This window comes from Streptomyces sp. NBC_01352, assembly GCF_036237295.1.
Lineage (GTDB): Bacteria > Actinomycetota > Actinomycetes > Streptomycetales > Streptomycetaceae > Streptomyces > Streptomyces plumbiresistens.
Map to the genome: position 1 here is coordinate 5,475,941 of NZ_CP108354.1, position 26,738 is coordinate 5,502,678.

Genomic DNA, 26,738 nt, shown 5'->3' on the forward strand with positions numbered 1-26,738 from the left:
TAGGTCCGGGGGTCTGGGGGCGGAGCCCCCAGAAACGCCCGCACCAACACCGGGTGCCTCACGCAGGCACGTGCACCGTCTCCACCCGGCTCGCAACCAACCGCTCCCGCTCCCTGCGCGCCGCCCGCTTCCGCAACCGCAGGATCTGGCTGACGCCCACCGCCTGCAGCACGAACACCGAAGAGAACGCGACCCCGTAGTCGTCCCCGGTCGCGTCCAACAACACCCCGATGGCGAACAGGGTGGTCATCGACGCGACGAAGCCCCCCATGTTCGTGATCCCGGACGCGGTGCCCTGCCGCTCCGGCGGATTCGCCGGCCGGGCGAAGTCGAAGCCGAGCATGGAGGCGGGGCCGCAGGCGCCGAGCACCGTACACAGCACCACCAGCAGCCACATCGGCGCGTGTTCGCCGGGCCAGGACAGCGTCACGGCCCACATCAGCGCCGTCGCCCCCACGGTCCCCAGCGCGAGCGGCAGCCGCGCCTCGTGATGCCGGGCCACGACCTGCCCGTACACCAGTCCGACGACCATGTTGGACAGCACGACGAGCGTCAGCAGCTCCCCCGCGACGGCCCGCGACAGCCCCTGTGCCTCGACGAGAAACGGCATGCCCCACAGCAGCAGGAACACCATCGCCGGGAACTGGGTCGTGAAGTGCACCCACAGCCCGAGCCGGGTCCCCGGCTCCCGCCAGGACGCGGCGATCTGCCGCCGTACGTAGGCCGCCCCCTGGTGCGGGAACGGCTCCGGCTCGTGCCCCTCGGGGTGGTCCTTCAGGAACAGCAGGAGCAGCACGAAGACGACGACACCGGCGAGCGCGCTGCCCGCGAAGGCCGCCGTCCAGCCGATGCCGTGCAGCAGCCGTGCCAGTACGAGGGTGGAGACCAGGTTGCCCGCCATGCCGGCCAGCCCGGCGAGCTGCGCGACCATCGGGCCGCGCCGGGCCGGGAACCAGCGGGTGCCCAGCCGCAGCACGCTGATGAAGGTCATCGCGTCACCGCAGCCGAGCAGGGCGCGTGAGGCGAGGGCCATGCCGTACGACGGCGAGAAGGCGAAGCCGAGTTGTCCGGCCGTGAAGAGGACGACTCCCAGGCCCAGCACCTTCTTGGTGCCGAGCCGGTCCACCAGCAGGCCGACGGGGATCTGCATGCCCGCGTAGACGAGGAGCTGGAGGATCGAGAAGGTCGACAGCGCGGAGGCGCCCACGTGGAAGCGGTCGGCGGCGTCGAGGCCGGCGACACCGAGGGACGTACGGAAGATGACCGCGACGAAGTAGACGGAGACGCCGATGCCCCAGACGGCCATGGCGCGACGTCCCCCCGGCGGGTCGCCCGGCAGGGTGACCGACGTCGAGCTCATCGGACCTCCCCCCGCGCCAGGTGGGAGAACCAGTCGACGTGCCGGTGGACGATGCCGACGGCGGCCTCCGCGTCCCCGGAGCGCAGGGCGTCGAGGATCTCCTCGTGTTCGACGAGGGTCTTGGCGATGCGGTCGGGGTGGGAGTGCAGGACGGCGACGCCCATGCGCAGCTGGCGGTCGCGGAGTTGGTCGTAGAGGCGGGAGAGGATGGCGTTGCCGCCGCTGCGGACGATCTCGGCGTGGAAACAGCGGTCGGTGACGGCGGCCCCGGCGAGGTCTCCGGCGGCGGCCTGTTCCTTCTGCCGGGCCAGCAGTTCCTCGAGTCGCTCGATGAGTCGGGCGGGGGCCGGTACGGCCTTGCGGGCCGCGTGCTCCTCGACCAGCAGCCGGGTCTCGACCACGTCCTTGATCTCCTGGGCGGAGACCGGCAGGACGAGCGCTCCCTTTTTCGGGTAGAGCTTGATCAGCCCTTCCACCTCCAGCCGCAGCAGCGCCTCGCGCACCGGCGTGCGGGAAACTCCCACGGCCTCGGCGAGCTCGCCCTCGGTCAGCAGGGTGCCGCCCTCGTAACGGCGGTCCAGGACACCCTGTTTGACGTGGGAATACACACGGTCGGCGGCGGGCGGGTGCTTGACTGCCAGGCTCATGCCCACAGCTTAGATACAACACGTACGCATGATGGCGACCGTCCAGCATCCGGACGCCGGGCGAACCGGAGCGCCATCCGTCGGTAAAGAACGGGAACCCGTGCCAGCGACCGCACAACCTTCTGTGCTAGTTACGAGTCACACACCTGCGGCCCCACCTTCTTCGCACACCTCAACTCGGCCGCATTTTCAGGGGCATTCGACACCAATCGGGGTATCTCAGTTGATAACCGGCATCAAGGACGGCTTCCAGGTTGTCCGCTTCCGCCGAGCCGCCGCCGTCACCGTGACCGCAGGCGCCATGCTCGCGTCCGGAGCCCTCACCGCGGCACCCGCGCAGGCCGTCACCGCGCCCACGATCGTCGCCAAGGGCGGCTACGTGATGAACAACGCGAACGGCGCGGGGCTGTACGGCAAGGCCGCGAACACCAAGCGCTCCACCGGCTCCACCACGAAGATCATGACCGCCAAGGTCGTACTCGCGCAGTCGAACCTCAACCTCGACGCCAAGGTCACGATCCAGAAGGCGTACAGCGACTACATCGTGTCGAAGGGCGCCTCCTCGGCCCGCCTGATCGTCGGCGACAAGGTCACCGTCCGCCAGCTGCTGTACGGGCTGATGCTGCCGTCCGGCTGCGACGCCGCGTACGCCCTCGCCGACAAGTTCGGCTCGGGCACGACGCGTGCGGCGCGCGTGAAGTCGTTCATCGGCAAGATGAACACCCAGGCCAAGAACCTCGGCCTGACGAACACGCACTTCGACTCGTTCGACGGCATCGGCAACGGCGCCAACTACTCGACGCCGAAGGACCTGACCAAGCTCGCCAGCAGCGCGATGAAGAGCACCACGTTCCGCACGATCGTCAAGACGAAGTCGTACACCGCCAAGACGATCACCAAGACCGGCAGCACCCGCACCATGCCGACGTGGACGAACACCAACACCCTCCTCGGCAGCTACAGCGGCACGATCGGGGTCAAGACCGGCTCCGGCACCGAGGCCAAGTACTGCCTCGTCTTCGCCGCCACCCGCAACGGCAAGACGGTCATCGGCACGGTCCTCGCCTCCACGAGCGCCACCCAGCGCGCGACGGACGCGAAGAAGCTCATGAACTACGCCTTCGCCAGGCTCGGCTGACCCAGACCCTCGTCAATCGGCCACCACGTTCAGCCACCACGTTTGAGTAAAGGGCCCCTCGCCTTCGGCGGAGGGCCCTTCACCATGTCGACCGTGACACTCCCGGACTACGTGCGGCGGCCGTCCCAAACCCAGTTGTACGCGCACCCGTTCGGCGTCTAGCGTCGGTGCATCGACGTGTAGCTCAGCAGGAGAGCACCGGGCTTGAGACCCGGAGGGCGCGGGGGCGGAACCCGCCACGTCGGCTTATGAAGGACGACGCTGACAAGCAGCACATCGTGGGGACGGCAAGCTCTTCGTACCCGTCGGCCCAGTTGGCCAAGGCATTCCGGACCGCGCTCACGCACCAGGACGCCGACACCCGCCTCCGCGCGGAGAAGCGGCAGGGGCAGTGGCGGGCCGTCCTCGCGGGCATGGCCAGCGGGCTCCTGAAGGTCGGATCGCGTACCCCGGTGAAGGGGTTGCCGGCCTGGGTGACTCCCGAGGTCGTACGAGGCGGCTTCGTCACCGGAGCGGCGAGCGCCGGAGGACCGCTTCAGGAGTACGAGGCCGAGGCAGCCCGCCGGGCGGGCGTGGCCCAGGACCGCAGCGCGCTGTTCGCGCACGCCCTCACCGACGACGGGCTCGAGGAGCTGTACGGGCTGCTGGACAGCGGGCGGTACGAGGTGACCGTCCCGGAAGAGGCCGCGCTGCTCACCGCGGCCTGGCTGACGCGTGCCGGGCAGGTGGACGCCGCTCTGGAACTCGTCGTGGAACTGGCGCCGTTCGCGGGACGGCTGCGTTTCACGCCCCGCCCGGCCGGGCGGCCGGCGCCCGACCCCACTGCGGTACACCGGAAGACCGTCGCCGATGCGGGCGGCACCCTGGCCCGGCGACGCCCCAACACGGCCGTCGAGACACAGCGCGAGGCCCTTGCGGTCTGGCAGCCGTTCGGGGACGAACTGCTCGTCCACTGGCTGGAGACGGCCGAGGACGGCAGGGTGCTGACCCGCACACCGGACGCGGCGTGGGTAGAGCGGGGAGCGGAGCTACTGCGCCGCTACCGCCTGCTCGCGGCGGACCACACGTACTGCGCCAAGCACCGCAACCCCAAGGGGAACCTGGGGATTCTGCGGGGCGCGCTGGAGGAGACGGTCGCCGGACGGCCGTTGGACGCGCGTCGGCTCGGGCTGCTGCGGCACGCCGTCGCGTCCATGGTGCGCAAGCGTGGGCTGCCCGGCGCCGAGCGGCACACCTCGCTGCGCCGCGAGCAGGCGGCCCAGGCGGCGCTGCCCTCGCATCACGCGCTGGCCCAGCTGGTACTGCGCCGCCTCTCCGGGCTGCCGCAGGAGGCGGGGGTCGCCGAGGTCGCCCCGCTCGTCGCTCCCGTGAGCGGGCGGGAGGCGCGGGAGACGGGGCTGCCCGCCGGAGCGGCGATACCGGCGGGCGTCCGGCGGACCGTCGAGGCCGCGCTGAGCGCGCCCATCGGCACGCTCGTGGAGCGCGGTGTCGTGCCGTCCGCCGAGGTCCTCGCGGAACTCGTACCGCAGTTGGTCGCCGTGACCACCGCCCAGGCATACCCGGACGAGGCGCTGCAAACCCTCGCAGCGGCGAACTACCGGGCGTTCCGCAACCGGCGTTCGCTGCTGCTGCTCAACCTGGAGCGGCAGGTGCGGGTGGAGGAGCTGCCCTGGGTACGGGCGATCGCCCCGCAGCGTGCCGGCGTCGCGGCGGGTGAGGCCTCGGCCGCCGCCCTGCGTCAGCTGGGCGAGCTGGCCGTGCAGGCGTTTCCCGGCACCGTCCTGCCGAATCCGCTCGTCCGCGAACTCGGCGTACTGGCCCGCCAGGCCGAACTCGGCGCGCCGCTGGTGGAGGAGCTGGCCGCGGACATCTTCATGGGCACGTTCAGCCCGAAGTTCCTCACCGCGGCCCGGGTCGCCGCGGAACTGCTCGGCGGCGGCACGCTCTACGAGCGGTACTACGCCATCGACTACCGGGCCGTCCGCAACCTGGCGATCTTCGAGGCCGGTCAGGCCCTGACGCGGTCGTACGGGGCCCGGACGTCCCCGGGCTTCGCGAAGCTGTGCGTGGAGCGGGCCGGCCTCTCCGGTTCGGGGTACGGGCCGGTGGCCGAGAACGGCATGGTGATCGAGCAGGCGCAGATCCTCACCACGCACAATCTGGCCGCGCTGGTCCACCGGGCCGGTGTCAGCCCGGCCGCGGGCTGGGAGGACCTGGCCCGGCGCTGCTTCGTCACCGTGTGCCGCCTGACCGCCCGGGTGCAGGCCAATCCGCGACCGCTGAGCACGATCAAGGACGCCGCCTACGCGTGGCGGCAGATGCTCTTCCACCTGTCCCTGTGCACTCCCCAGGAGCAGACGCGCACGCTGACCTGGCTGACCGAGGAAGCCGCCCGCCACCCCGACCACGTGATGGCCCGACTGTCTCCCGCCCTCACCGGGCTCCGCCAGGTCGCGGAGGGCGGCTCGCCGGACGAGGGCGACGGCCGACGGCTCCTCGGCTGGAGCACGGGCGGGCACTGGATGCGGGGGGATCGGGTGGACCGAGGCGATGGAGGCGATCGGGGGTGGTGAAGCGGGGGCCGCGTGTCCCGTCCGGGGTACGCGGCCCCCGCTCTCCTACGCCCAGGTGATCAGCCGCTTCGGCTGCTCCAGGATCGCCGCCACGTCCGCGAGGACCTTCGAGCCCAGTTCTCCGTCCACCAGGCGGTGGTCGAAGCTCAGGGCCAGCGTCGTGACCTGGCGGGGCTTCACCTTGCCCTTGTGAACCCACGGCTGGAGCTTGATCGCACCGACCGCGAGGATCGCGGACTCCCCCGGGGGCAGGATCGGCGTGCCCGTGTCGACGCCGAAGACGCCGACGTTGGTGATGGTCACGGTGCCGCCCTGCATGGCGGCGGGGGACGTCTTGCCCTCCCTCGCCGTCGCCACCAGCTCGCCCAGGGACTCCGCCAGCTGCGGCAGGGTCTTGGTGTGGGCGTCCTTGATGTTCGGGACGATCAGGCCGCGCGGGGTCGCGGCCGCGATGCCCAGGTTGACGTAGTGCTTGAGCACGATCTCCTGGTTGGCCTCGTCCCAGGACGCGTTGGCATCCGGGTTGCGCCTGATCGCGACCAGCAGGGCCTTGGCGATCAGCAGCAAGGGGTTCACGCGCAGGCCCGCGAACTCCTTGTCCTCCTTGAGCTCCTTGATCAGCTTCATGGTCCGGGTCACGTCCACCGTCACGAACTCCGTGACATGCGGGGCGGTGAAGGCCGAGCCGATCATCGCCGCGGCCGTGGCCTTGCGGACGCCCTTCACCGGGATGCGGGTCTCACGGGCGGCATCGTACGAGGCCACCGGCACAGCGGCGGCCGCGGGGACGGTGGGCGCGGGCGCCGCGGCCGGGGCCTGCGTCACCGGCTCGGGCGCCGGTGCCGCCGCCGCGTGCACGTCCTCCCGGGTGATGATGCCGTCCGGGCCGGACGGGACCACCGTCGCCAGATCGACGCCCAGGTCCTTCGCCAGCTTGCGCACCGGGGGCTTGGCAAGGGGGCGCTGCTTCGCCGGCGCGGCGGAACCGTGCCCGTTCAGCTCCGCCTGGATCGCCGTCGACGCCTCCTGGGCCGGGATCTCCGGGCCCTTGCGGGGGCGGCGCTTGGTGGAGGAGGTCGCCACGCCGTACCCGACGAGGACGGGCTGGCGGCCCGAGCCCGCCGACTTCGGCTCCTCGGGCTTCGCTTCCACCGGGGCGGGTGCCGACGCCGCCGCGGGAGCCGCGCCGCCGCCCGACACGTCCACCGCGATGATCGACGTGCCCACGTCCACCGTGGTGCCCTCGCCGAAGTGCAGTGCCCGTACGACTCCGTCGTAGGGGATCGGCAGTTCCACCGCCGCCTTCGCCGTCTCGACCTCGCACACCACCTGGCCGTCGGTGACCGTGTCGCCCGGCTTGACGTACCACTTGAGGATCTCGGCCTCGGTGAGCCCCTCGCCCACGTCCGGCATCTTGAACTCGCGTACGGACGCATCCGTCATCGTCGTCACGACCCTCTCCTCAGTACGCCAGGGCACGGTCGACGGCGTCGAGTACCCGGTCCAGGCCCGGCAGGTACTCCTCCTCCAGGCGGGCCGGCGGATACGGGGCGTGGTAGCCGCCGACCCGCAGCACCGGGGCTTCCAGGTGGTAGAAGCAGCGCTCGGTGATCCGGGCGGCGATCTCCGCGCCCGAGCCGAAGAACACCGGTGCCTCGTGGACCACCACCAGGCGGCGGGTCTTCTCCACCGAGGTCTGGATCGAGTCGAAGTCCAGGGGAGACACCGAACGCAGGTCCAGGATCTCCAGGGACCTGCCCTCCTCGGCGGCCACGTCGGCGACCTCCTTGCAGAGCTTCACCATGGGGCCGTAGGCGGCGAGGGTGAGGTCCGTGCCCTCACGGACGACCTGGGCCTTGTGCAGCGGGCCGGGGATGGCCTCCGTGTTCACCTCGCCCTTGTCCCAGTAGCGGCGCTTGGGCTCGAAGAAGATCACCGGGTCGTCGCTCTGGATCGCCTGCTGCATCATCCAGTAGGCGTCCGACGCGTTCGACGGGGAGACCACCTTCAGGCCCGCCACATGCGCGAACAGCGCCTCCGGGGACTCCGAGTGGTGCTCCACCGCGCCGATGCCGCCGCCGTACGGAATCCGGACGACGACCGGCATCTTGACCTTGCCCAGCGAGCGCGCGTGCATCTTCGCGAGCTGCGTGACGATCTGGTCGTACGCCGGGAAGACGAAGCCGTCGAACTGGATCTCCACCACCGGGCGGTAGCCGCGCAGGGCGAGGCCGATCGCGGTGCCGACGATGCCGGACTCGGCGAGGGGGGTGTCGATGACCCGGCTCTCGCCGAAGTCCTTCTGCAGGCCGTCCGTGACGCGGAAGACGCCGCCGAGCTTGCCGACGTCCTCGCCCATGATCAGGACCTTGGGGTCCGTGTCCAGGGCCGTGCGCAGCGATTCGTTGATCGCCTTCGCCAGCGCCATGCTCTTGACCGGCGTGGAGGTCGTGGAAGTCATCGTCTCGGCCATCTCAGTTGTCCCCCTCTGCCTCGGCGAACGACGCCTGGTAGGCGGCGAACTGCGCCCGCTCCTCGTCCACCAGCGCATGCCCGTCCGCGTACGCGTGCTCGAACAGGGCGAAGTGGTCCGGGTCCGGCATGGCACGGACCGCTTCGCGCACTCGCCTGCCCAACGCCTCGCTCTCGGCCTCCAGTTCCGCGAAGAATCCCTCGTCCGCGTGGTTTGAGGCCTCCAGGAAACGGCGAAGGCGCAGGATCGGGTCCTTCGCCTCCCAGGCGGCCCGCTCGTCGTCGTGGCGGTAGCGGGTGGGGTCGTCGGAGGTGGTGTGGGCGCCCATCCGGTACGTGTACGCCTCGACCAGCGTCGGGCCCTCGCCGCCGCGGGCGCGCTCCAGCGCCCACTTGGTGACGGCCAGGCACGCCAGTACGTCGTTGCCGTCGACGCGGACGCCCGGGAAGCCGTAGCCCTGGGCGCGCTGGTAGAGCGGGACGCGGGTCTGCTTCTCGGTGGGCTCGGAGATCGCCCACTGGTTGTTCTGGCAGAAGAAGACCACGGGGGCGTTGTAGACCGCGGAGAAGGTGAAGGACTCCGCGACGTCGCCCTGGCTGGAGGCGCCGTCGCCGAAGTAGGCGATGACCGCCGAGTCCGCGCCGTCCTTGGCCACGCCCATCGCGTAGCCGGTGGCGTGCAGGGTCTGCGAGCCGATGACGATCGTGTAGAGGTGGAAGTTGTTGCTGTTCGGGTCCCAGCCGCCGTTGTTCACGCCGCGGAACATGCCGAGCAGGTTGGACGGGTCCACGCCGCGGCACCAGGCGACGCCGTGCTCGCGGTAGGTGGGGAAGACGTAGTCGTCGTCGCGCAGGGCCCGGCCGGAGCCGATCTGGGCGGCCTCCTGCCCGAGCAGCGACGCCCACAGGCCCAGCTCGCCCTGCCGCTGCAGGGAGGTGGCCTCGGCGTCGAAGCGGCGGGTGAGCACCATGTCGCGGTACAGACCGCGCAGCTCGTCGGGGGTGATGGCGGCGACGAACTTGTCGTATGCGGCGCTCTTGACGCGCTTGCCCTCGGGCGTCAGCAACTGGACGAGTTCGGGCTCACCACTTGGCGATTTCTTTGCGGTCGGGCGCTTGCCGGCCGTGCTTTTCGCACCGGTCGTACCTGCGCTGCGTCGCGGTGTGCGCGCGGCAGTACTCTCCACGGTCACGTGTGCTCCTCCGTCGGTCCGGCTACCCGGGTTCGCCGGGCGCCAGTGCGGCTCACCTGGGCCCTCCGGACGCACGGGGTGGGTGCGGCTCGTTCGGGAACAGGCGTGACAGGTGCCCCGGCGAGCGCCCTGCAATAGGCACGTTACCCAGTGCTCCACATTTCTGTGAAACCCCTTCTGACCTGCGATTTTGCTTGGATTTCCAAGTAAATCGAGAAATCGGGCACCATCCCTGGTCACAGCCTTGCAGGGGGCCGGAACAACGGCACGTTATCTCGGTGACCCAGGTCACGGGAAGAGTCTCCCCGAAGCGGGCCTCGCGCACGCGTATGACACCGACCGCGTGCGCGAAGAAGGAAAATCAGGCTATTGCCGCGTCGGTCGGGGCGGACCTCGAAGCGGTCGGCGAGGCGGGTGCGGCTACCGACGCGCTGGTACGGTTTCCGGCCACCCGGCCCGACGTCGTGGAGCGACCGCGGCCTGGAAAGCCACTTCCCGCACATCCCGTGATCGAAAGCGACTGTCTGTGACAACCCGCAGCTCAGGGGCCTTGATCGTGCCCTAGCATCGGGCAGCGTGCCGCGCTCTTGTGTACCACCCCTGCTGCCCCACGCGCCCCCGCTGGGCGCCCTCCTCAGCCAGTACGCCGCCGGGTCCGCGCTCACCTGCGAGCCCGTCGACCAGGGGCTGCTCAACCGCGGCTACCGGCTCTGTACGACCCGCGGCCGCTACTTCCTCAAGCACCACTTCGACCCCGAGACCGCCGCCCCCGCCGCGATCGCCCGCCAGCACCGGGCCACCCAGTCCCTGGCCGACCTGGGCGTCCCGGTCGCACCCCCGCTGACCGGCCGCGACGGACGCACGGTCGCCGTCGTCGGCGGGCACGCCTACGCCCTGCACCCCTGGATCGACGGCCGGCACCGCCACGGCGGCCAGCTCACCCCCGCCCAGTGCGAACGACTCGGGGCGCTGCTGGGGGTCGTCCACGCGAGCCTGGAGCGCGTGATGCACAGGCACGCGCGGGCGCGCACGGAGTCGGTGGAGTCCGGGGAGCCGCCCGAGACGGCCAAGGCGGCCGACACCTTCGCCCTCATCGACGACCTGCTCGCCCACGTACGCCGCCACCGCCCCGCCGACTCCTTCGACGAACTGGCCCGCCACCGGCTCCTGGAGCGGCGCGCGCTCCTGGAGCAGCACGCCGACCGGCGTCCGCCGCGCGGCGGTTCGGTGGGCTGGGTGCACGGCGACTTCCACCCGTTCAACCTGCTCTACAAGGGGGACGCCCCCGCCGCGATCGTCGACTGGGACCGGCTCGGCGTGAAGCCCCGCGCCGAGGAGGCCGTACGCGCCGCCGCGATCTTCTTCGTACGGCCCGCGGGAGCCCTCGACCTGCCGAAGGTACGGGCGTACGCGCGCGCGTACCGGCGTGCGGCCGGCCTCACGCCCTCCGAACTCGCGGCGGCCGTGCACCGGGTGTGGTGGGAGCGCCTCAACGACTTCTGGATGCTGCGCTGGCACTACGAGCGCGGCGACACCCGCGCGGATCCCCAGTTCCCGGCGGCCTCGGCGCTCGCGGTGTGGTGGACGCGGGAGTACGACGCGGTGTGCGACGCGTTCGCGGACTGAGTTCCGGAGCCCCGGAGCCCTGGAGAGGGCTCTGAACGAGCACGCGCGCGTGGAGCCCGTTTCCGGGCCGCACGCGCGCGTGGATGCCTGTGAGGTGCAGGCGACGATCAGCCTCCGGTGGTCCCGCCGTTGCCCGTGACGCCTCCGACGGTCTCGCCCGTCGGGGGCGTGGTCGCCGGGTCGTCCGTCGGGGGCGCGGTCGTCGGGTCGTCCGTCGGGGGCGCGGTCGTCGGGTCGTCCGTCGGCGCCGACGTCGTCGGGTCGTCGGAGAACGATTGCGACGGCGTGGCGGAAGGCGTGGACGACGGCGTCCACTCCGAGCCGGACCCCGTGCCCGTGCCGTCGTCCGTGGACGTGTCGGTGGGCTCGTCGGTGGGCTCGTCGGTCGGCGATTCGCTGGCCGTCTGGTTGTCGGTGGTCTGCGAGGTGGTCGGCGTCGGGCTGGTGTCGGTGCCGCCGCCGTTCCCGCCACCGCCGTTGAGCGCGAGCGCGACGCCCGCCGCGATGGCGATCACCGCGAGGACTGCGAGGATCCACAGCTTGCCGCGGCCGCCGCCGCCCCGGTTGCCGTGTCCCTCGAAGCCGCCGTCGTCCCCGCCGCCGTAGCGGTTGGGCAGGATCGGCTGCGGGATCTGTGCGGTGCCGGAGGAGTCGCCGCCGGGGTGCTGCATGAGCGCCGTGCCGGCCATGCCCGCGGCGGGGGTGTGCCGCCCGTCGTGCGTGTCGACGGGCCCGGTGTTCCAGGTGCCGGTGTGGCCGCCCTGCTCGTAGAGCATCTGCAGGCCGTACTGGATCAGCCCGCGCATCTCCTCGGCCGTCTGGAAACGGTCGTCCGGCTCCTTGGCGAGCGAGCGCATGACAAGGCCGTCGAGCTCCGGCGGGACGCCGTCGGAGACCTCGGACGGAGGCGTCGGGATGTCCTGGACGTGCTGGTAGACGACCGACAGCGGGGTCTCGCCGGTGAACGGCGGGCGCAGTGCGAGGAGTTCGTAGAGGAGGCAGCCCGTGGCGTACAGGTCGGAGCGGTGGTCGACGGCCTTGCCGAGCGCCTGCTCCGGGGAGAGGTACTGCGGGGTGCCCATGACCATGCCGGTTTGAGTCATCGTCGTGGACGCGCCGTGCAGGGCGCGGGCGATGCCGAAGTCCATCACCTTCACGGCGCCGTTCTCGGTGATGATGACGTTGGCCGGCTTGATGTCACGGTGCACGATGCCGTGCTGGTGCGAATAGGCAAGCGCCTCCAGCACACCGGAGACGATGATCAGCGCCTGCTCGGGGCCGGGCGCCTCGGCGTTGAGGAGCAGGTCGCGGATCGTGCGTCCCTCGACGATCTCCATCACGATGTAGGGGACGGACTGGCCGCCCACGAAGTCCTCGCCGGAGTCGTACACGGCGACGATCGCGTGGTGGTTGAGCCCGGCGACCGACTGGGCCTCGCGCGTGAAGCGGGCCTTGGAGACGGGGTCCTCGGCGAGGTCGGCGCGCAGCAGCTTGACCGCCACGGTGCGTCCGAGCCGCACGTCCTCGGCCGCGAAGACCTCGGCCATGCCGCCCCGGCCGAGTCTGCGGGTCAGCCGATATCGGCCGTCCCCGACAAGTCCGCCATTACCCCACAGTTCCGGCGCATCTGACATCCCGCCGCCAGTCGCCTCGGGGTCGGACGGGCCCTGAGCGCGCTGCTGCTGTGCCATCAGTCCTCGCCGTCGTTTCTGCCCGCGGTGCGCGCGGTGTTGTTACGGTCTCCGTCGGCCACGCTACAGCCTCCGCGCAAGCCTCCGGTCCGGGAAGACCCCGGGGACCGGCCCGTGACGGACCGGCCATCAAACCCGTAGTACGTGCAGACGTGCAAATCCCGTGTACCGGCGGTACGTCCGCTGTAACGCTTGCGCGACCTTTCTTTCGCGTACGGTCACGGAACGGGCACCGCGCTTGACGTGTCAGTGCCCTCCGGCAGACTTGGCCGGGAATAGCACTTTGGATCAATGGCACGCACGGCGCCTGAAGGCCTACGGGGGACGCAGAGACATGAGCCAGGACGGCGCACACGGCCGGTACGCGGGGCGGGCGCTCGCCGGCGGCCGCTATCAGCTGCGCGACTTGCTCGGCGAAGGCGGCATGGCCTCGGTGCACCTCGCCTACGACGCCGTGCTCGACCGCCAGGTCGCGATCAAGACCCTGCACACCGAGCTGGGCCGCGAACAGGCCTTCCGCGAGCGCTTCCGCCGCGAGGCCCAGGCCGTGGCCAAGCTCACGCACACCAACATCGTCTCGGTCTTCGACACCGGCGAGGACGCGCTGGACGGCACGACGATGCCGTACATCGTCATGGAGTACGTCGAGGGCCAGCCGCTCGGCTCGGTGCTGAACGCGGACGTACGGCAGTACGGCGCGATGCCCGCCGACAAGGCGCTGAAGATCACCGCCGACGTGCTCGCCGCGCTGGAGATCAGCCACGAGATGGGGCTGGTCCACCGCGACATCAAGCCGGGCAACGTGATGATGACCAAGCGCGGCGTCGTCAAGGTCATGGACTTCGGCATCGCCCGCGCCATGCAGTCCGGTGTCACCTCGATGACCCAGACCGGCATGGTCGTCGGCACCCCGCAGTATCTTTCGCCGGAGCAGGCGCTGGGCCGCGGCGTCGACGCGCGCTCCGACCTCTACTCCGTCGGCATCATGCTGTTCCAGCTGGTCACCGGTCGGCTGCCGTTCGACGCGGACTCGCCGCTGGCGATCGCGTACGCGCACGTGCAGGAGGAGCCGGTGGCTCCCTCGTCGATCAACCGCGCCCTGCCGCCGGCGGTGGACGCGCTGGTCGCCCGCGCACTGAAGAAGAACCCGAACGAGCGCTTCCCGAGCGCCGAGGCCATGCGCGACGAGTGTCTGCGGGTGGCCGCCTCCTTCCAGGCCGCCGCCCCGAGCATCGTCCCGGGCACGCCGACGCAGAGCGGCTCGGGCGTCGGCTCCGCGGTGTTCCCGCCGGTCGACCAGGCGACACCGGGGCCGATGGGCAGCGTCCAGACGCCGTACCAGCAGGCTCCGACGCCGAATCCGTACGGCACCCCGCAGCCGTCGGCGCCTTCTCCGGCGTACGGCTATCCGCAGCAGGCCGGCTACCAGACGCCCGGCCCGGCCGGGTACCCGCCGCAGCACGCGTCGACTCCGCCGCCGTACAACCTCACGCCCCAGACCGCCCAGACGCCGTCCTCCGGCGGCGGCAAGGGCAACAAGCCGGTGATCATCGGCTCGATCCTGGTCTCGCTGCTCGCGGTCGGGGGGCTGGTCGCGGCGCTGATCATGAACAGCGGCCGGGAGGAGGCGGGCGGCGACAGCGGCCCGACGGTGTCGGCGTCGACGTCGACCAAGGCGGCGGGCTACCGCGGCCCGGACACGACGAAGGTGATCGAGAAGACCGAATGCACCGAGCCGGAGGAGTCGTACAACGACCCCGACCAGGTGCGGATGCCGGACTTCACGTTCAAGAACTGGGACTCGGTCCTCGCCTGCCTCCAGGCCGCCGGGTGGAACTACGACCCGACCCGCGTGGACGAGAACACCTACGGCGAGGACACGGTGATGAAGCAGTACCCCACGGCGGGGACGGACTTCGACCCGAAGAACCCGCCGGAGATGCAGTTCGACGTCTCCACGGGCAACCCGTCGTCGTGACGCCGGGTCTGTGATGTGAAGGGGCCCGGCAGCTTCGGCTGCCGGGCCCTTTTCGTCCGTGGTGGTGTCTGCGGGTTACAGGTACGGCCCGCCCGAACGGCCGCCCGCGCGCAGGTCCTCGCCGCCCTCCTCGTGGCCGCCGACGCCCGGCGGGAGGGCGCGGCGCATCTGCTCCAGCTGAGCGCGCGCGGCCATCTGCTGGGCGAACAGGGTGGTCTGGATCCCGTGGAAGAGGCCCTCCAGCCAGCCGACCAACTGGGCCTGCGCGATACGCAGTTCCGCGTCGCTCGGGGTGGCCTCGTCCGCGAACGGCAGGGACAGCCGCTCCAGCTCCTCGACGAGCTCCGGGGCCAGCCCGTCCTCCAGTTCCTTCACCGAGCTGGAGTGGATCTCCTTGAGCCGGACCCGGCTCGCCTCGTCCAGGGGAGCCGCGCGCACCTCTTCGAGGAGCTGCTTGATCATGCTTCCGATCCGCATGACCTTCGCCGGTTGCTCGACCATCTCCGTCACGGGAACCTCGCGGGAGTCCTCGTCTCCTCCGCCGCCGAGAGCCATCCCGTCCTGGCCAACGACCAGGATCTGGGGATTCTCCGGCGACCGTTCGTTCCTCGGCATCTCCATGCCGCCATTCTCTCGCACGCGTACACCTCATCACCGTGGTGCCCCCGGTAAGGGCTGATCCACCGTTTACGGAGGCTCGGCCTTGACATCGATCCTCTGGAGCAGCCTGGAATGCCGTGATCGTGGGTGAATGTCAGGCTTGGTCCGTGACTTCATGGCTGCGCTCGCTGCGCGTGACGGGGGTGCTGATCGTGGTGGGGGCGGGGGTGGTGGTGCTGCCGCCCGGGGGCGAGTGGGCGTACGCGGTGTCCGCCTCTCCCTCTCCTTCCTCTTCCCCCTCCGCATCCGCTTCCCGGTCCCCTTCATCCTCCGCATCCGCCTCGGCCAAGCCCTCCCGGGCCGGGAGCCGCCCGGGTGAGGGACGCCAGCGGCCGGGGCGGCGGGACGAGGCGGAGCAGGCGGAACCGGTCGACACAGAAGCCGCGGTGCCGGAGGACGAGGGGGCGGCGGACGCCGACGAGGACGCGGACGCCGGCCTGGACGGCGGGACGGACGGGGACTCCACCGCCGTACCGGAACCGCCGCGCGGAACCGCTGCCGAGACCGCCGCCGTGCCCCCCGCACACCCGCGGCGGCCCGCGAAGAAGACCGTCGCCCACCCCGCCGAGCCCGCACTGCGGATCGTGCCCCTCGGCAGCGGGCTGATCCTCGTCGGGCTCGGGCTGGGCCTCGCCTTCGTGGCGCTCCGGATACGGCGGAGCGCCGCCTGAGGCGTTACGACGTGACGAGCAGGACCTTTCCGATGTGGCCGCTCTCCTCCACGACCCGGTGCGCGGCGGCCGCGTCGCTCATCGGGAACTCGCGGTCGACGATCGGACGGACGTGACCGGCGTCGAGCAGCGGCCAGACGTGTTCGCGTACGGACGCGACGATCGCCGCCTTCTCGCCCAGCGGGCGGGCGCGCAGGGAGGTCGCGCTGATCGCGGCCCGCTTGCCCAGAAGCGCGCCGATGTTCAGCTCGGCCTTGATGCCGCCCTGCATGCCGATGATCGCGAGCCGGCCGTTCACGGCGAGGGCCTTGACGTTGCGGTCGAGGTACTTGGCGCCCATGTTGTCGAGGATGACGTCGGCGCCGGCCCCGTCGGTGGCCTCCTTGATCTCGGCGACGAAGTCCTGCTCGCGGTAGTTGACCAGGATGTCGGCGCCCAGCTCGGCGCAGCGCTCCAGCTTCTCCCTGGTACCGGCCGTGACGGCGACCTTGGCGCCGGCGGTCTTGGCGAGCTGGATCGCCATGGTGCCGATGCCGCTGGAGCCGCCGTGCACGAGCAGGGTCTCGCCGGGCCGGAGGTGGGCGATCATGAAGACGTTCGACCAGACCGTGGCGACCACCTCGGGCAGCGCGGCGGCCTGCTTCAGGTCGACGCCCTTGGGCAGGGGCAGCAGCTGGCCGGCCGGGACGACGACCTGCTCGGCGTAGCCACCGCCCGCGAGCAGCGCGCAGACCTCGTCGCCGACGCTCCAGCCGGAGACACCCGGGCCGGTCGCGGCGATCCGTCCGGAGCACTCCAGGCCGGGGTAGGGGGAGGCGCCGGGCGGCGGGTTGTAGAAGCCCTGCCGCTGCAGTATGTCGGCGCGGTTGACGGCACTGGCCGCCACCTCGACCAGCACCTCGCCCTCGCCGGGCACGGGATCCGGGACCTCGTCCCACACCAGCGCCTCGGGCCCACCAGGTTCGGGAATCGTGATCGCATGCATGAAGGGGACGCTACCCGTCGGTCGCTGGTCGGACGCTCGTCGGTGCTCGGTCGGTGCTCGGTCGGTGCTCGGTCGGTGCTCGGGCCGGTGCTCGGTCGGTCCTCGGGCCGGTGCTCGGGCCGGTGCTCGGGCCGGTGCTCGGTCGGTCCCCGGGCCGGACCTCGGGCCGGTGCTCGGTCGGTCCCCGGGCCGGACCTCGGGCCGGTGCTCGGTCGGTCCCCGGGCCGGACCTCGGGCCGGTGCTCGGTCGGTCCCCGGGCCGGATCCCGGGCCGGTGCTCGGTCGGTCCCCGGGCCGGATCCCGGGCCGGTGCTCGGGCCGGTGCTCGGTCGGTCCCCGGGCCGGACCTCGGGCCGGTGCTCGGTCGGTCCCCGGGCCGGATCCCGGGCCGGACCCCGCTCGGTCCTCGGGCCGGTCCTGCGGTCGGTTCCCGCTCCGGTCCCCGGTCGGTTCCCGCTCCGGTCCTCCGGCCGGTCCTCCGGCCGGTCCTCGGTCGGACCCACTTCCGTCTCTGGGCGGATCCTCGTCGGTCCCTGGGCGGACCTTCGTCGGTCCTTCGGCCGATCCTCCGGAAATTCGCTGGGCGCGACCGATGAGTTTGCGCGACCGTAAAGGTCTCCCCATGCGTAACCCAAGTGCGTGGAAGGAAACCCACCATGAGCCAGCACACGTCCGGCCTGGCCATCGAGACCGCAGGCCTGGTGAAGACGTTCGGCGAGACACGGGCCGTCGACGGAGTCGACCTCGCGGTGCCGGCAGGCACGGTCTACGGCGTCCTCGGCCCGAACGGCGCCGGAAAGACGACCACGGTGAAGATGCTCGCCACCCTGCTCCGGCCGGACGGCGGCGAGGCCCATGTCTTCGGGCACGACGTCGTACGAGACGCCGACGAGGTCCGCGGCCGGGTCAGCCTGACCGGCCAGTACGCGTCGGTGGACGAGGACCTCACCGGCACCGAGAACCTGGTCCTGCTGGGCCGGCTGCTCGGCCACCACAAGAAGGCCGCGCGGGAGCGTGCCGGGCAGCTGCTGGAGGCCTTCGGCCTCACGGACGCGGCCGGCAAGCAGGTCAAGAACTACTCCGGCGGCATGCGGCGCCGTATCGACATCGCCGCCTCCATCCTCAACACCCCCGAGCTGCTCTTCCTCGACGAGCCGACGACCGGCCTCGACCCGCGCAGCCGAAACCAGGTGTGGGACATCGTGCGCGCGGTCGTCGCCCAGGGCACCACCGTGCTGCTGACCACGCAGTACCTGGACGAGGCCGACCAGCTGGCGTCCCGGATCGCGGTCATCGACCAGGGCAAGGTGATCGCCGAGGGCACCAAGGGCGAGCTGAAGGCCTCCGTGGGCGCAGGTTCCGTACATCTGCGACTGCGCGACCCGGCGCAGCGGCCGCAGGCCGAGCAGGTGCTGCGGCTGGCCATGGACGCGGACGTGCAGCTGGAGCCGGATCCGGTGGCGCTGACGGCCCGCGTCGGAAGCGGGGCGTCGAACGGGCAGGGGGCGGCCGAGCAGGCGGCCCGCGCGCTCGCCGAGCTGGCCCGCACCGGCGTGATCGTCGACAACTTCTCCCTGGGGCAGCCCAGCCTGGACGAGGTCTTCCTCGCCCTCACCGGACACGACACCCACGACGCGAAGAACTCCACCGACACGGACGACTCGAAGGACGAGGTGGCGGCATGAGCACCGCGACGACCACGGAGACCAAGGACCTCGCCCCGGTCAGGGCCGAATCGCTCGCCGCGCTGCTCGTCACCGGTGAGCGGCCGCCGCGTCCGAGCGCCCTGTCGGCCTCACTGACCTTCGGCTGGCGGGCCATCCTCAAGATCAAACACGTGCCGGAACAGCTCTTCGACGTCACGGCGTTCCCGATCATGATGGTGTTGATGTACACGTACCTGTTCGGGGGCGCCCTGGCCGGGTCCCCGAAGGAGTACATCCAGTTCCTGCTGCCAGGCATCCTGGTGATGTCGGTGGTGATGATCACGATGTACACCGGCGTCTCGGTGAACACCGACATCGAGAAGGGCGTCTTCGACCGGTTCCGCAGCCTGCCGATCTGGCGGCCGTCGGTGATGGTCGGCTATCTGCTCGGCGACGCCCTGCGCTACACGATCGCGTCCGTCGTGATGCTCACGGTCGGCATGATCCTCGGCTACCGCCCGGACGGCGGGGTCGCCGGAGTGCTGGCCGGGATCGCGCTGCTGGTCGTGTTCTCGTTCGCGTTCTCGTGGATCTGGACCATGTTCGGTCTGATGCTGCGCACCGAGAAGTCGGTGATGGGCGTCAGCATGATGGTGATCTTCCCGCTGACCTTCCTGTCCAACGTCTTCGTCGACCCGAAGACCATGCCGGGCTGGCTGCAGGCGTTCGTGAACAACAGCCCAGTGACCCATGTGGCGTCCGCGGTGCGCGGCCTGATGGCGGGCGACTGGCCGGCCGAGGAGGTCGCCTGGTCGCTGGGCTGGGCGGGCCTGTTCGTGGCGGTCTTCGGGCCGATCACGATGCGCCTGTACAACCGCAAGTAGCCCGCCCCTCAACCGCCTTACCGCTTCACCGCTTCACCGCTTCACCGCGACCAGGAGCCCCACCCCATCGCCGCTCTCAGTCCTGGCGCAGCGGGCGGACGTCGGGCGCGATCTGCGTGCCCGGCGTCGCCCGCACGATGGTGATCAGCCGGTCCGTCAGCTCCAGCGTGCCGACGGCCGCATCGTCGTATCCGAGCACTCGATGCCCGCGTACGACGCTCACCACCAGGTCGTCCGTCTCCTTCGGGCGCTTGCCCACCTCGGCCTTTATGACCGGCCGTTCGACGATGTCGAGCCCGCTGCCCTGCTGGATCAGGTCCTCCATCACCATGCCGGCCGCGGGGCTCAGCACGGACAGGCCGAGCAGCCGCCCGGCGGCACTGGCGCTGGTGATCACCGCGTCGGCGCCGGACTGCTTCAGCAGCGGGGCGTTCTCCTCCTCCCGCACCGCGGCCACGATCTTCGCGCCCTTGTTGAGCTGCCGGGCCGTCAGCGTCACGAGGACCGCCGTGTCGTCGCGCTGGGTCGCGATGATGATCTTCCGGGCCCGGTGCACCTCGGCCCGCATCAGTACGTCGCTGCGCGTCGCGTCCCCGATGATCCCGGCGTACCCGTCCGCGGTCGCCGCGTCGATCACCTTGGAGCTGGGGTCGACCACGACGACCTGCTCCTTCTTCAGTCCCGTCGCACAGACGGTCTGGATCGCCGAGCGGCCCTTCGTGCCGAAACCGATGACGACGGTGTGGTCACGCAAGGTGGACCTCCAGCGGTTGAGTCGCCATTCCTCACGCGTGCGCTCGGTGAGAACCTCGAGCGTGGTGCCGACCAGGATGATCAGGAACAGCACGCGCATCGGCGTGATGACGAGGATGTTGGTGAGCCGGGCGGCGTCGCTGACCGGAGTGATGTCGCCGTATCCGGTGGTCGAGAGGGTGACGGTCGCGTAGTAGAGGGCGTCGAGGAGGTCGACGGAGCCGTCGGAGTTGTCGTTGTAGCCGTCGTGGTCGGCGTAGACGATCAGAGAGGTGGCCACGAGCAGGAACAACGCCATGAACACGCGCCTGGCGACCTGCCGGAACGGGTGCTCCACCACCTTCCGGGGGAGTTTCACCCGATGGGTCACGAGATGCTCGTCCGCCTGACGGGCGATCGCGTCCTGGCCCGGAAGTTTCACGTGAAACACACCCCGATTCCGGCCGTGGCCCAGGGCAGGTCGAGCAGTTCCGTCTCCTCACCGGGCCGCGCCCCGCCCGGTGGTACGACGGCCAGGGCGTCGGACCCCGCGATGCCCCGCAGCATCGCCGGGCCGTTGTAGTGCAGCGGCACGGCACTGTCACCGCGCAGGACCACGGGGATGAGCCGGGTGTCGTGCGGATGCCCGTGCGCCTCGTCCCGCAGCGGCAGCGTGTACGGCTCCGGGGCGGGGCGTGCCGCGAGGGTGCGCAGCAGCGGCTCGGCGAGCGTGAGCAGACCGGAGACGGCCGCGAGGGGGTTGCCGGGCAGCCCGACGAGGTGCTGGTTCTCCTTGGTGCGGGCCAGCAGCATGGGGTGGCCCGGGCGCACCTTGACGCCGTCCACCAGGAGTTCGGCGCCGATGCGCCGAAGAGTGGGGTGGACGTGGTCGACGGGGCCGGAGGCGGTGCCGCCGGTGGTGACGATCACGTCGGCGCCCGAGGTGGTGATCGCCTTGTGGAGCGCCTTGGCGTCGTCGCCGAGCCGGCGTACGGCGGTGACCTCGGCACCGAGCGCGCGCAGCCAGGGCGGGAGCATCGGGCCGAGCGCGTCCCTGATCAGCCCGTCGTGCGGCTTGCCCTCGGTGAGCAACTCGTCGCCGAGGACGAGGACTTCGACGCGGGGGCGGGGTACGGCGGTGAGGGTGTCGTATCCGGCGGCCGCGGCGAGGCCGAGCACCGCCGGGGTGACGAGGGTGCCGGCCGGGAGGAGGTGGTCGCCGCTGCGGCACTCCTGGCCGCGCGGGCGGATGTCCTGGCCGTGCGCCATCTCGCGGGTGGCGTGGAGGTGGCCCTTGTCGTCGGTGCGGCCGTGCTCGCTGCGCAGGACGGCGGTGGTGTCGAGGGGGATGCGGGCGCCGGTGGCGATCCGGACGGCCTCGCCGTCGGTGAGCGGCTCGGGCTCCGCGTGTCCGGCGAGTACGCCCTCCTCCCGTACGGCCCAGGGGCCGGGGCCCGCGACCGCCCAGCCGTCCATCGCCGAGGTGTCGAAGGAGGGCAGGTCGGTGAGGGCGGTGAGGGGGGCGGCCAGGGTGAGGCCGAGGGCGTCGTCGAGGACGACGGAGACGGGGGCGCGGTGGCTGCCGTGTGGGGTGGATCGGGCTGCGCGGGTGGCGATCGCGCGGGCCTCGGGCCAGGGGGTGGCCCGGTGGCCAGGGTCCGGTGGGGAAGACGCGCCGTGCCGGCCGGCTTGCGGGGCGGGTGCGGGCACGTGATCACCGCCGGCGTGGCCGTTCCCTTCCTTCACGAGGGCGAGCACCTCCTCGACGTCGAAGTCCTCGGCGTCCTCGGCGTTCTCACCGGTCCGGGCGGAGCGGGCGGTCATCCGGCGTCCGGGCGGGCGTCCGGCGTGGCGTCGGGGGCCTTGTCCGGCTTGGCGTCGGCGGTGTCCTCGTCCGCCCAGCGCAGGGCGAGGGCGGCGGCCTTGCGGGACGCCTCCGCCACCGCCTGAGGGCCTCCCCCGGCCTGCGCGGCCGCGTAACCGACGAGGAAGGTGGTCAGCGGTGCCGCGGGCCGCGCGACGCCGTGGGCGGCATCACGGGCGAGGTCGAGCAGCAGACCGGTGTCGACGTCGAGGTCGATGCCCAGCTCGTCCTTGACTGCGGAAATCCATTCATCCAACACGTGCCCATGCTCCCTGATGCGTGCCCTGGCAGTGGCGATGTCGTCCCAGGTGTCGCAGTCGAAGGACGCGACGGGGTCCGGGACGCGGGTGAGGTCGAGACCGGCGGTGAGCCGGCGCAGGGGCAGCCCGGTCGGGCTGCCGTGCGCCTTGACGAGGGCGGCCAGCTCCCGGCGCAGTGCGGGCGCGCGGTACGCCGCCACCAGCGGCTGGTCGCGGCCGTCGGCGTCGGTGAGCAGCACGCCGTCGGCGCCGGTCGCCCCGAGGGCGGTCAGCAGCCGCCGTACCGTCGCCTCGCCGAGGAACGGCAGGTCGGCGGAGAGGACGACGATCTGCTCGGCCGTGGTGTGCCGCAGCCCGGCGTCGAGCGCGGCCACCGGTCCACCGCCGGGCGGATCCTCGCGTGCCCAGGTCACGGGCCGCGCGGTCGGCCGGGGAGCGGCGACGACGACGGTGGTACGCGCGTCGGCGCAAGCGGCGAGCACCCGGTCGAGCAGCGCCCGCCCGCCCACCCGTACGCCGGGTTTGTCCGCACCGCCGAGCCGCCGGGCGGCACCGCCGGCGAGTACGACGGCGTCGTACTCGGCGTCAGCCAGGTGCGGCTCGTTGGCGGTCACCCCCCGAGTATGCGTGCCGTCGCGATCACAGGGAACGCCGCTCACAGGGAAGGCGGGCGGGGTCTCGCCGTCACGGCGTGATCAGAGGGTGCGCAGGAGGACCGCCGGCTGTTCCACGCAGTCCGCCACGTACCGCAGGAACCCGCCCGCCGTGCCGCCGTCGCACACCCGGTGGTCGAAGGTGAGCGAGAGCTGGACGACCTGGCGCACCGCCAGCTCGCCCTCGTGCACCCAGGGCTTGGGCACTATGCGGCCGACGCCGAGCATGGCGGCCTCGGGGTGGTTGATGATCGGCGTGGAGCCGTCGACGCCGAACACTCCGTAGTTGTTCAGCGTGAAGGTGCCGCCGGTCAGTTCCCGGGGGGTGAGTCGGCCCGCGCGGGCCGACTCGGTCAGCCGGGCGAACTCCGCGGTCAGCGACTGAGCGTCCCGCGCCTGCGCGTCCCGTACGACGGGCACGACGAGTCCCCGCTCGGTCTGAGCGGCGAACCCGAGGTGCACGGCGTCGAGCCGGACGATCTCCCTGGCCACCATGTCCACGGTGGAGTTGAGCTCGGGGTAACGGGCCAGGGCGGCGGTGCAGATGCGGGCCAGAAGGGCGAGGAGGGAGATCTTCGGCCCTGCGGCGGCGTTCATCGCGGTGCGCGCCCGCATGAGTTCCGTGGCGTCGGCGTCCACCCAGCAGGTGGCGTCCGGGATCTCGCGCCGGCTGCGGGAGAGTTTGTCGGCTGCGGCGCCCTGGATGCCCTTGAGGGGGATGCGGGTAACTGCGGCGGTCGGTGCGTTCGGTGCCGAGAGGGCCGGGGTGGCGGTGGTGGTCGGCGCCACGGGCAGGTGGTGTTCGTCGGCTGACGGCATCGCCGTATGCCCGGCCGGGACCGCCGTACGCCCCTGCGCGGCGGCGGCCCGTAGTGCGTACTCGACGTCGGCCCGCAGGATCAGCCCGTCGGGCCCGGAGCCGTTCAGTTCCCTGAGGTCGAGGCCGTTCTCGCGGGCGAGGCGGCGCACCAGCGGCGAGATCACCGGAACCGGACCGTCGGCCGGCTCTGAGGCGCCGACCTGACCGTTGGCCGCAGCGGCCGTCGGGGCAGGCTGTCCCGGCCGCACCCTGCGGCGGCGAGCGGGCGCCTGAGACGTGCCGTATCCGACGAGCACGTTGCCCGAGCCCTCGGCCGGGGCGCCGGAGGCCGACGCACCCACGGCGACCGTGATCAGCGGCGCCCCGACGGGCAGTTCCGTGCCCTCCTCGCCGAAGCGGGCGGTGACGACCCCTGCGTAGGGACAGGGCACCTCGACCATCGCCTTGGCCGTCTCGACCTCGACCACGGGCTGGTCGACGGCGACGACGTCACCGACCTCGACCAGCCAGCGGACGATTCCCGCCTCGGTGAGCCCCTCCCCGAGGTCGGGGAGCTTGAACTCGAGCACTTGTGCCATCAGCTCTCGGCCTCCCATTGCAGACGCCCCACGGCATCCAGGATCCGGTCCACGCCGGGCAGGTGGTGACGCTCCAGCATCGGCGGCGGGTAGGGGATGTCGAACCCGGCCACGCGCAGCACCGGCGCCTCCAGATGGTGGAAGCAGCGCTCCGTGACACGGGCCGCGATCTCCCCGCCCGGGCCGCCGAACCCGCCCGACTCGTGTACGACGACCGCTCGCCCGGTCCGCCGTACCGAGGCGCAGACCGTCTCGTCGTCGAACGGCACCAGGGAGCGCAGGTCGACGACTTCGAGGTCCCAGCCCTCTTCCCGGGCTGCCTCGGCGGCTTCGAGGCAGACGGGCACGGACGGCCCGTACGTGATGAGTGTGGCGCTCCGGCCCGAGCGCCGCACCACCGCGCGGCCTATCGGTTCAACGGTCTGCGGGTCGTCCGGGTTCCAGGAGTCCTTGGACCAGTACAGGCGCTTGGGTTCGAGGAAGACGACCGGGTCGTCGGAGGCGATGGCGGCGCGCAGCAGGCCGTAGGCGTCGGCGACCGTGGCGGGCGTGACGACATGGAGACCCGGAGTCGCCATGTAGTACGCCTCGGACGAGTCGCTGTGGTGCTCGACCCCGCCGATGCCGCCGCCGTAGGGGACGCGGATGGTGAGCGGGAGCGGCATGGCGCCGCGGGTGCGGTTGCGCATCCTCGACACATGGCTGATCAGCTGCTCGAACGCCGGGTAGGCGAACGCGTCGAACTGCATCTCCACCACCGGGCGCAGCCCGTACATCGCCATGCCGACGGCCGTGCCGAGGATGCCCGCCTCGGCCAGCGGGGTGTCCGTGCAGCGGTCCTCGCCGAACTCCTTGGCGAGCCCGTCGGTGACCCGGAAGACACCGCCGAGGGTGCCGACGTCCTCGCCCATGACGTGCACGGTCGGGTCGGCGGCCATGGCGTCGCGCATCGCGCGTGTGAGGGCTTGTGCCATGGTGGCCGGCTTGAGGGCGACGGTGGTCATCAGTGCGCCCCTTCCTGTCCCGCCGCCAGCTCGGCACGCAACTGGGCCTGCTGCTCGCGCAGTTGCGAGGTGGGCTCCGCGTACACGTGGGCGAACAGGTCCATGGGGTCGAGCGGCGGGTCCTGGTTCATGCGCTCACGCAGGTCGGCGGCCATGGTCTCGGCGGCGTCCCGGGCTGCCTGGATGCCCTCCTCGTCGAGGAGGCCACGCTCGGTCAACTCGTGCTCCAGGAGGGCGATCGGGTCGTGCCCGCGCCAGGTCTCGACCTCGGCTTCGCCGCGGTAGCGGGTCGCGTCGTCGGCGTTGGTGTGGGCCTCGACGCGGTACGTGATCGCCTCGACCAGCGTGGGGCCGCCGCCCTCGCGCGCGTGCCGTACGGCGTCGGCGAGGACCTCGTGCACGGCGGCGGCGTCGTTGCCGTCGACCAGGCGGCCGGGCATGCCGTAGCCGACGGCCTTGTGGGCCAGCGACGGGGCCGCGGTCTGCTTGGCGAGCGGGACGGAGATGGCGAAGCCGTTGTTCTGGACGAGGAAGACGACCGGGGCCTGCCAGACGGCGGCGAAGTTCAGCGCCTCGTGGAAGTCGCCCTCACTGGAGCCGCCGTCGCCGACCATCGCCAGCGCGACCACATCGTCGCCCTTGAGGCGGGCGGCGTGCGCGAGGCCGACGGCGTGCGGGAGCTGGGTGGCGAGGGGGGTGCACAGGGGGGCCACGCGGTGCTCGCGCGGGTCGTAGCCGGTGTGCCAGTCGCCGCGCAGGAGGGTGAGGGCCTGGACGGGGTCCAGGCCGCGGGCGACGGCCGCGAGGGTGTCGCGGTAGCTGGGGAAGAGCCAGTCGCGGTCCTCGAGCACCAGCGCGGCGGCGACCTCGCAGGCCTCCTGACCGGTGCTGGACGGGTAGACCGCCAGGCGGCCCTGCTTGGTGAGGGCGGTGGCCTGCGCGTTGTACCGGCGGCCGCGTACCAGTTCGGCGTACAGACGGCGCAGCAGCCCGGGATCGGCCTGTGCGGCCGCCTCGGTGCCGAGGACGCGGTACGGACGCGCGTCGGGCAGCAGCGGCGCGGGGTCGGTGCGGGGCTGCCAGGCGGGCGGCGGGGTCGGCTTGTAAGCGCCCCGCTGCTCCATGACCGTCATGACGGCACCTCCTCGTGGGAGCGGCTTCAGGCGCGCCACGGGTGTGATGCGCCTCACCTACCGATTGTTCGGTCGTCGGCACATTTTGGCTACGGGCACCCGCAGGCTGTGGACAAACGGTTCTGCACAGCCTGAAATGAACGCAGTACGTCCATGGTAGAGAGGCGGGG

Annotated in this window: 21 protein-coding genes, 1 tRNA gene and 1 pseudogene; 9 read left to right on the forward strand and 14 right to left on the reverse strand. The window is 71.6% G+C overall.

All coding sequences use genetic code 11. The annotated features are described in order from the left end of the window. Positions 1–58 precede the first annotated feature (58 nt). Entirely contained in the window at positions 59–1,360 is a 1,302-nt protein-coding gene (locus OG252_RS25370) for an MFS transporter (RefSeq protein ID WP_266436532.1), read from the reverse strand. Continuing rightward, complete coding sequence (locus OG252_RS25375; protein WP_266436534.1) at positions 1,357–2,007, reverse strand: GntR family transcriptional regulator; 651 nt, start codon at positions 2,005–2,007, stop codon at positions 1,357–1,359. The genes OG252_RS25370 and OG252_RS25375 overlap by 4 nt, the downstream gene beginning before the upstream one ends. A 235-nt stretch (positions 2,008–2,242) precedes the next feature. Here OG252_RS25375 and OG252_RS25380 point away from each other — a divergent pair, with 235 nt between their 5' ends. From OG252_RS25380 to OG252_RS25390, 3 genes are all read left to right on the forward strand, one after another. Next, positions 2,243–3,145 (forward strand): D-alanyl-D-alanine carboxypeptidase family protein, encoded by a 903-nt coding sequence (locus OG252_RS25380; protein ID WP_406499015.1) that lies wholly within the window; start codon positions 2,243–2,245, stop codon positions 3,143–3,145. 173 nt (positions 3,146–3,318) lie between these two features. Then, positions 3,319–3,390 (forward strand) — tRNA-Ser (locus OG252_RS25385). A gap of 3 nt (positions 3,391–3,393) precedes the next feature. After that, on the forward strand, positions 3,394–5,718 hold the full coding sequence (locus OG252_RS25390) for a hypothetical protein (RefSeq protein ID WP_329338925.1): 2,325 nt from the start codon (positions 3,394–3,396) through the stop codon (positions 5,716–5,718). 45 nt (positions 5,719–5,763) lie between these two features. Here OG252_RS25390 and OG252_RS25395 read toward each other — a convergent pair whose 3' ends face one another. From OG252_RS25395 to pdhA (OG252_RS25405), 3 genes are read right to left on the reverse strand one after another with little or no spacing between them, the layout of a single operon-like run. Beyond that, entirely contained in the window at positions 5,764–7,170 is a 1,407-nt protein-coding gene (locus tag OG252_RS25395) for a dihydrolipoamide acetyltransferase family protein (protein ID WP_329338929.1), read from the reverse strand. A 10-nt stretch (positions 7,171–7,180) separates the two neighbouring features. Then, positions 7,181–8,179, reverse strand: coding sequence for an alpha-ketoacid dehydrogenase subunit beta (locus tag OG252_RS25400; RefSeq protein WP_406494112.1), 999 nt, complete (start codon positions 8,177–8,179; stop codon positions 7,181–7,183). Positions 8,180–8,192: 13 nt separating this feature from the next. Then, positions 8,193–9,383, reverse strand: coding sequence for a pyruvate dehydrogenase (acetyl-transferring) E1 component subunit alpha (gene pdhA, locus OG252_RS25405; RefSeq protein WP_266436544.1), 1,191 nt, complete (start codon positions 9,381–9,383; stop codon positions 8,193–8,195). 377 nt (positions 9,384–9,760) lie between these two features. On the opposite strand from pdhA (OG252_RS25405), the pseudogene OG252_RS52375 reads away from it, so the two are divergent. Beyond that, positions 9,761–9,847, forward strand: a pseudogene (locus OG252_RS52375) (DNA-binding response regulator); the annotation flags it as partial. 139 nt (positions 9,848–9,986) lie between these two features. Further along, positions 9,987–11,009: a phosphotransferase gene (locus OG252_RS25410; protein ID WP_329345193.1), complete on the forward strand. Its 1,023-nt coding sequence runs from the start codon at positions 9,987–9,989 to the stop codon at positions 11,007–11,009. A 107-nt stretch (positions 11,010–11,116) separates the two neighbouring features. On the opposite strand, the gene OG252_RS25415 is transcribed toward OG252_RS25410, so the two are convergent. Then, a complete protein-coding gene (locus tag OG252_RS25415) occupies positions 11,117–12,700 on the reverse strand; it encodes a protein kinase domain-containing protein (protein ID WP_329338933.1) in 1,584 nt (527 codons plus the stop codon). A gap of 334 nt (positions 12,701–13,034) precedes the next feature. Between OG252_RS25415 and OG252_RS25420 the strand changes: the two genes are divergently transcribed. Then, entirely contained in the window at positions 13,035–14,678 is a 1,644-nt protein-coding gene (locus tag OG252_RS25420) for a protein kinase domain-containing protein (protein ID WP_329338935.1), read from the forward strand. Positions 14,679–14,753: 75 nt separating this feature from the next. Here OG252_RS25420 and OG252_RS25425 read toward each other — a convergent pair whose 3' ends face one another. Beyond that, positions 14,754–15,299 carry a bacterial proteasome activator family protein gene (locus OG252_RS25425; protein WP_266436550.1) on the reverse strand — a complete coding sequence of 182 codons (546 nt, stop codon included), beginning with the start codon at positions 15,297–15,299 and terminating at the stop codon, positions 14,754–14,756. Between the two features lie 146 nt (positions 15,300–15,445). Between OG252_RS25425 and OG252_RS25430 the strand changes: the two genes are divergently transcribed. After that, on the forward strand, positions 15,446–16,009 hold the full coding sequence (locus OG252_RS25430) for a hypothetical protein (RefSeq protein ID WP_329338937.1): 564 nt from the start codon (positions 15,446–15,448) through the stop codon (positions 16,007–16,009). A 4-nt stretch (positions 16,010–16,013) separates the two neighbouring features. On the opposite strand, the gene OG252_RS25435 is transcribed toward OG252_RS25430, so the two are convergent. After that, positions 16,014–16,994, reverse strand: a complete 981-nt coding sequence (locus OG252_RS25435) for an NAD(P)H-quinone oxidoreductase (protein ID WP_266436554.1) — start codon at positions 16,992–16,994, stop codon at positions 16,014–16,016. A 656-nt stretch (positions 16,995–17,650) separates the two neighbouring features. Here OG252_RS25435 and OG252_RS25440 point away from each other — a divergent pair. Together OG252_RS25440 and OG252_RS25445 are read left to right on the forward strand one after the other, a co-directional pair. After that, positions 17,651–18,679 (forward strand): ATP-binding cassette domain-containing protein, encoded by a 1,029-nt coding sequence (locus tag OG252_RS25440; protein WP_329338939.1) that lies wholly within the window; start codon positions 17,651–17,653, stop codon positions 18,677–18,679. Further along, positions 18,676–19,524, forward strand: coding sequence for an ABC transporter permease (locus OG252_RS25445; RefSeq protein WP_266436558.1), 849 nt, complete (start codon positions 18,676–18,678; stop codon positions 19,522–19,524). The genes OG252_RS25440 and OG252_RS25445 overlap by 4 nt, the downstream gene beginning before the upstream one ends. A 76-nt stretch (positions 19,525–19,600) precedes the next feature. On the opposite strand, the gene OG252_RS25450 is transcribed toward OG252_RS25445, so the two are convergent. The 6 genes from OG252_RS25450 to pdhA (OG252_RS25475) all read right to left on the reverse strand — a co-directional run bounded on the left by OG252_RS25450 (position 19,601) and on the right by pdhA (OG252_RS25475) (position 26,568). Beyond that, positions 19,601–20,698, reverse strand: a complete 1,098-nt coding sequence (locus OG252_RS25450) for a potassium channel family protein (protein ID WP_329338942.1) — start codon at positions 20,696–20,698, stop codon at positions 19,601–19,603. Continuing rightward, on the reverse strand, positions 20,695–22,080 hold the full coding sequence (locus tag OG252_RS25455) for a molybdopterin molybdotransferase MoeA (RefSeq protein WP_329338944.1): 1,386 nt from the start codon (positions 22,078–22,080) through the stop codon (positions 20,695–20,697). Before OG252_RS25455 ends, OG252_RS25450 begins: the two co-directional genes overlap by 4 nt. Beyond that, on the reverse strand, positions 22,077–22,994 hold the full coding sequence (locus tag OG252_RS25460) for an NTP transferase domain-containing protein (RefSeq protein WP_266436564.1): 918 nt from the start codon (positions 22,992–22,994) through the stop codon (positions 22,077–22,079). Before OG252_RS25460 ends, OG252_RS25455 begins: the two co-directional genes overlap by 4 nt. A gap of 81 nt (positions 22,995–23,075) precedes the next feature. Further along, positions 23,076–24,431, reverse strand: coding sequence for a dihydrolipoamide acetyltransferase family protein (locus OG252_RS25465; protein WP_329338947.1), 1,356 nt, complete (start codon positions 24,429–24,431; stop codon positions 23,076–23,078). Further along, positions 24,431–25,435, reverse strand: a complete 1,005-nt coding sequence (locus OG252_RS25470; protein WP_266436570.1) for an alpha-ketoacid dehydrogenase subunit beta — start codon at positions 25,433–25,435, stop codon at positions 24,431–24,433. Before OG252_RS25470 ends, OG252_RS25465 begins: the two co-directional genes overlap by 1 nt. After that, the gene (gene pdhA, locus OG252_RS25475) at positions 25,435–26,568 is read right to left on the reverse strand and encodes a pyruvate dehydrogenase (acetyl-transferring) E1 component subunit alpha (RefSeq protein WP_329338949.1); all 1,134 of its coding nucleotides are present in this window, start codon (positions 26,566–26,568) and stop codon (positions 25,435–25,437) included. The genes OG252_RS25470 and pdhA (OG252_RS25475) overlap by 1 nt, the downstream gene beginning before the upstream one ends. Positions 26,569–26,738 lie beyond the last annotated feature (170 nt).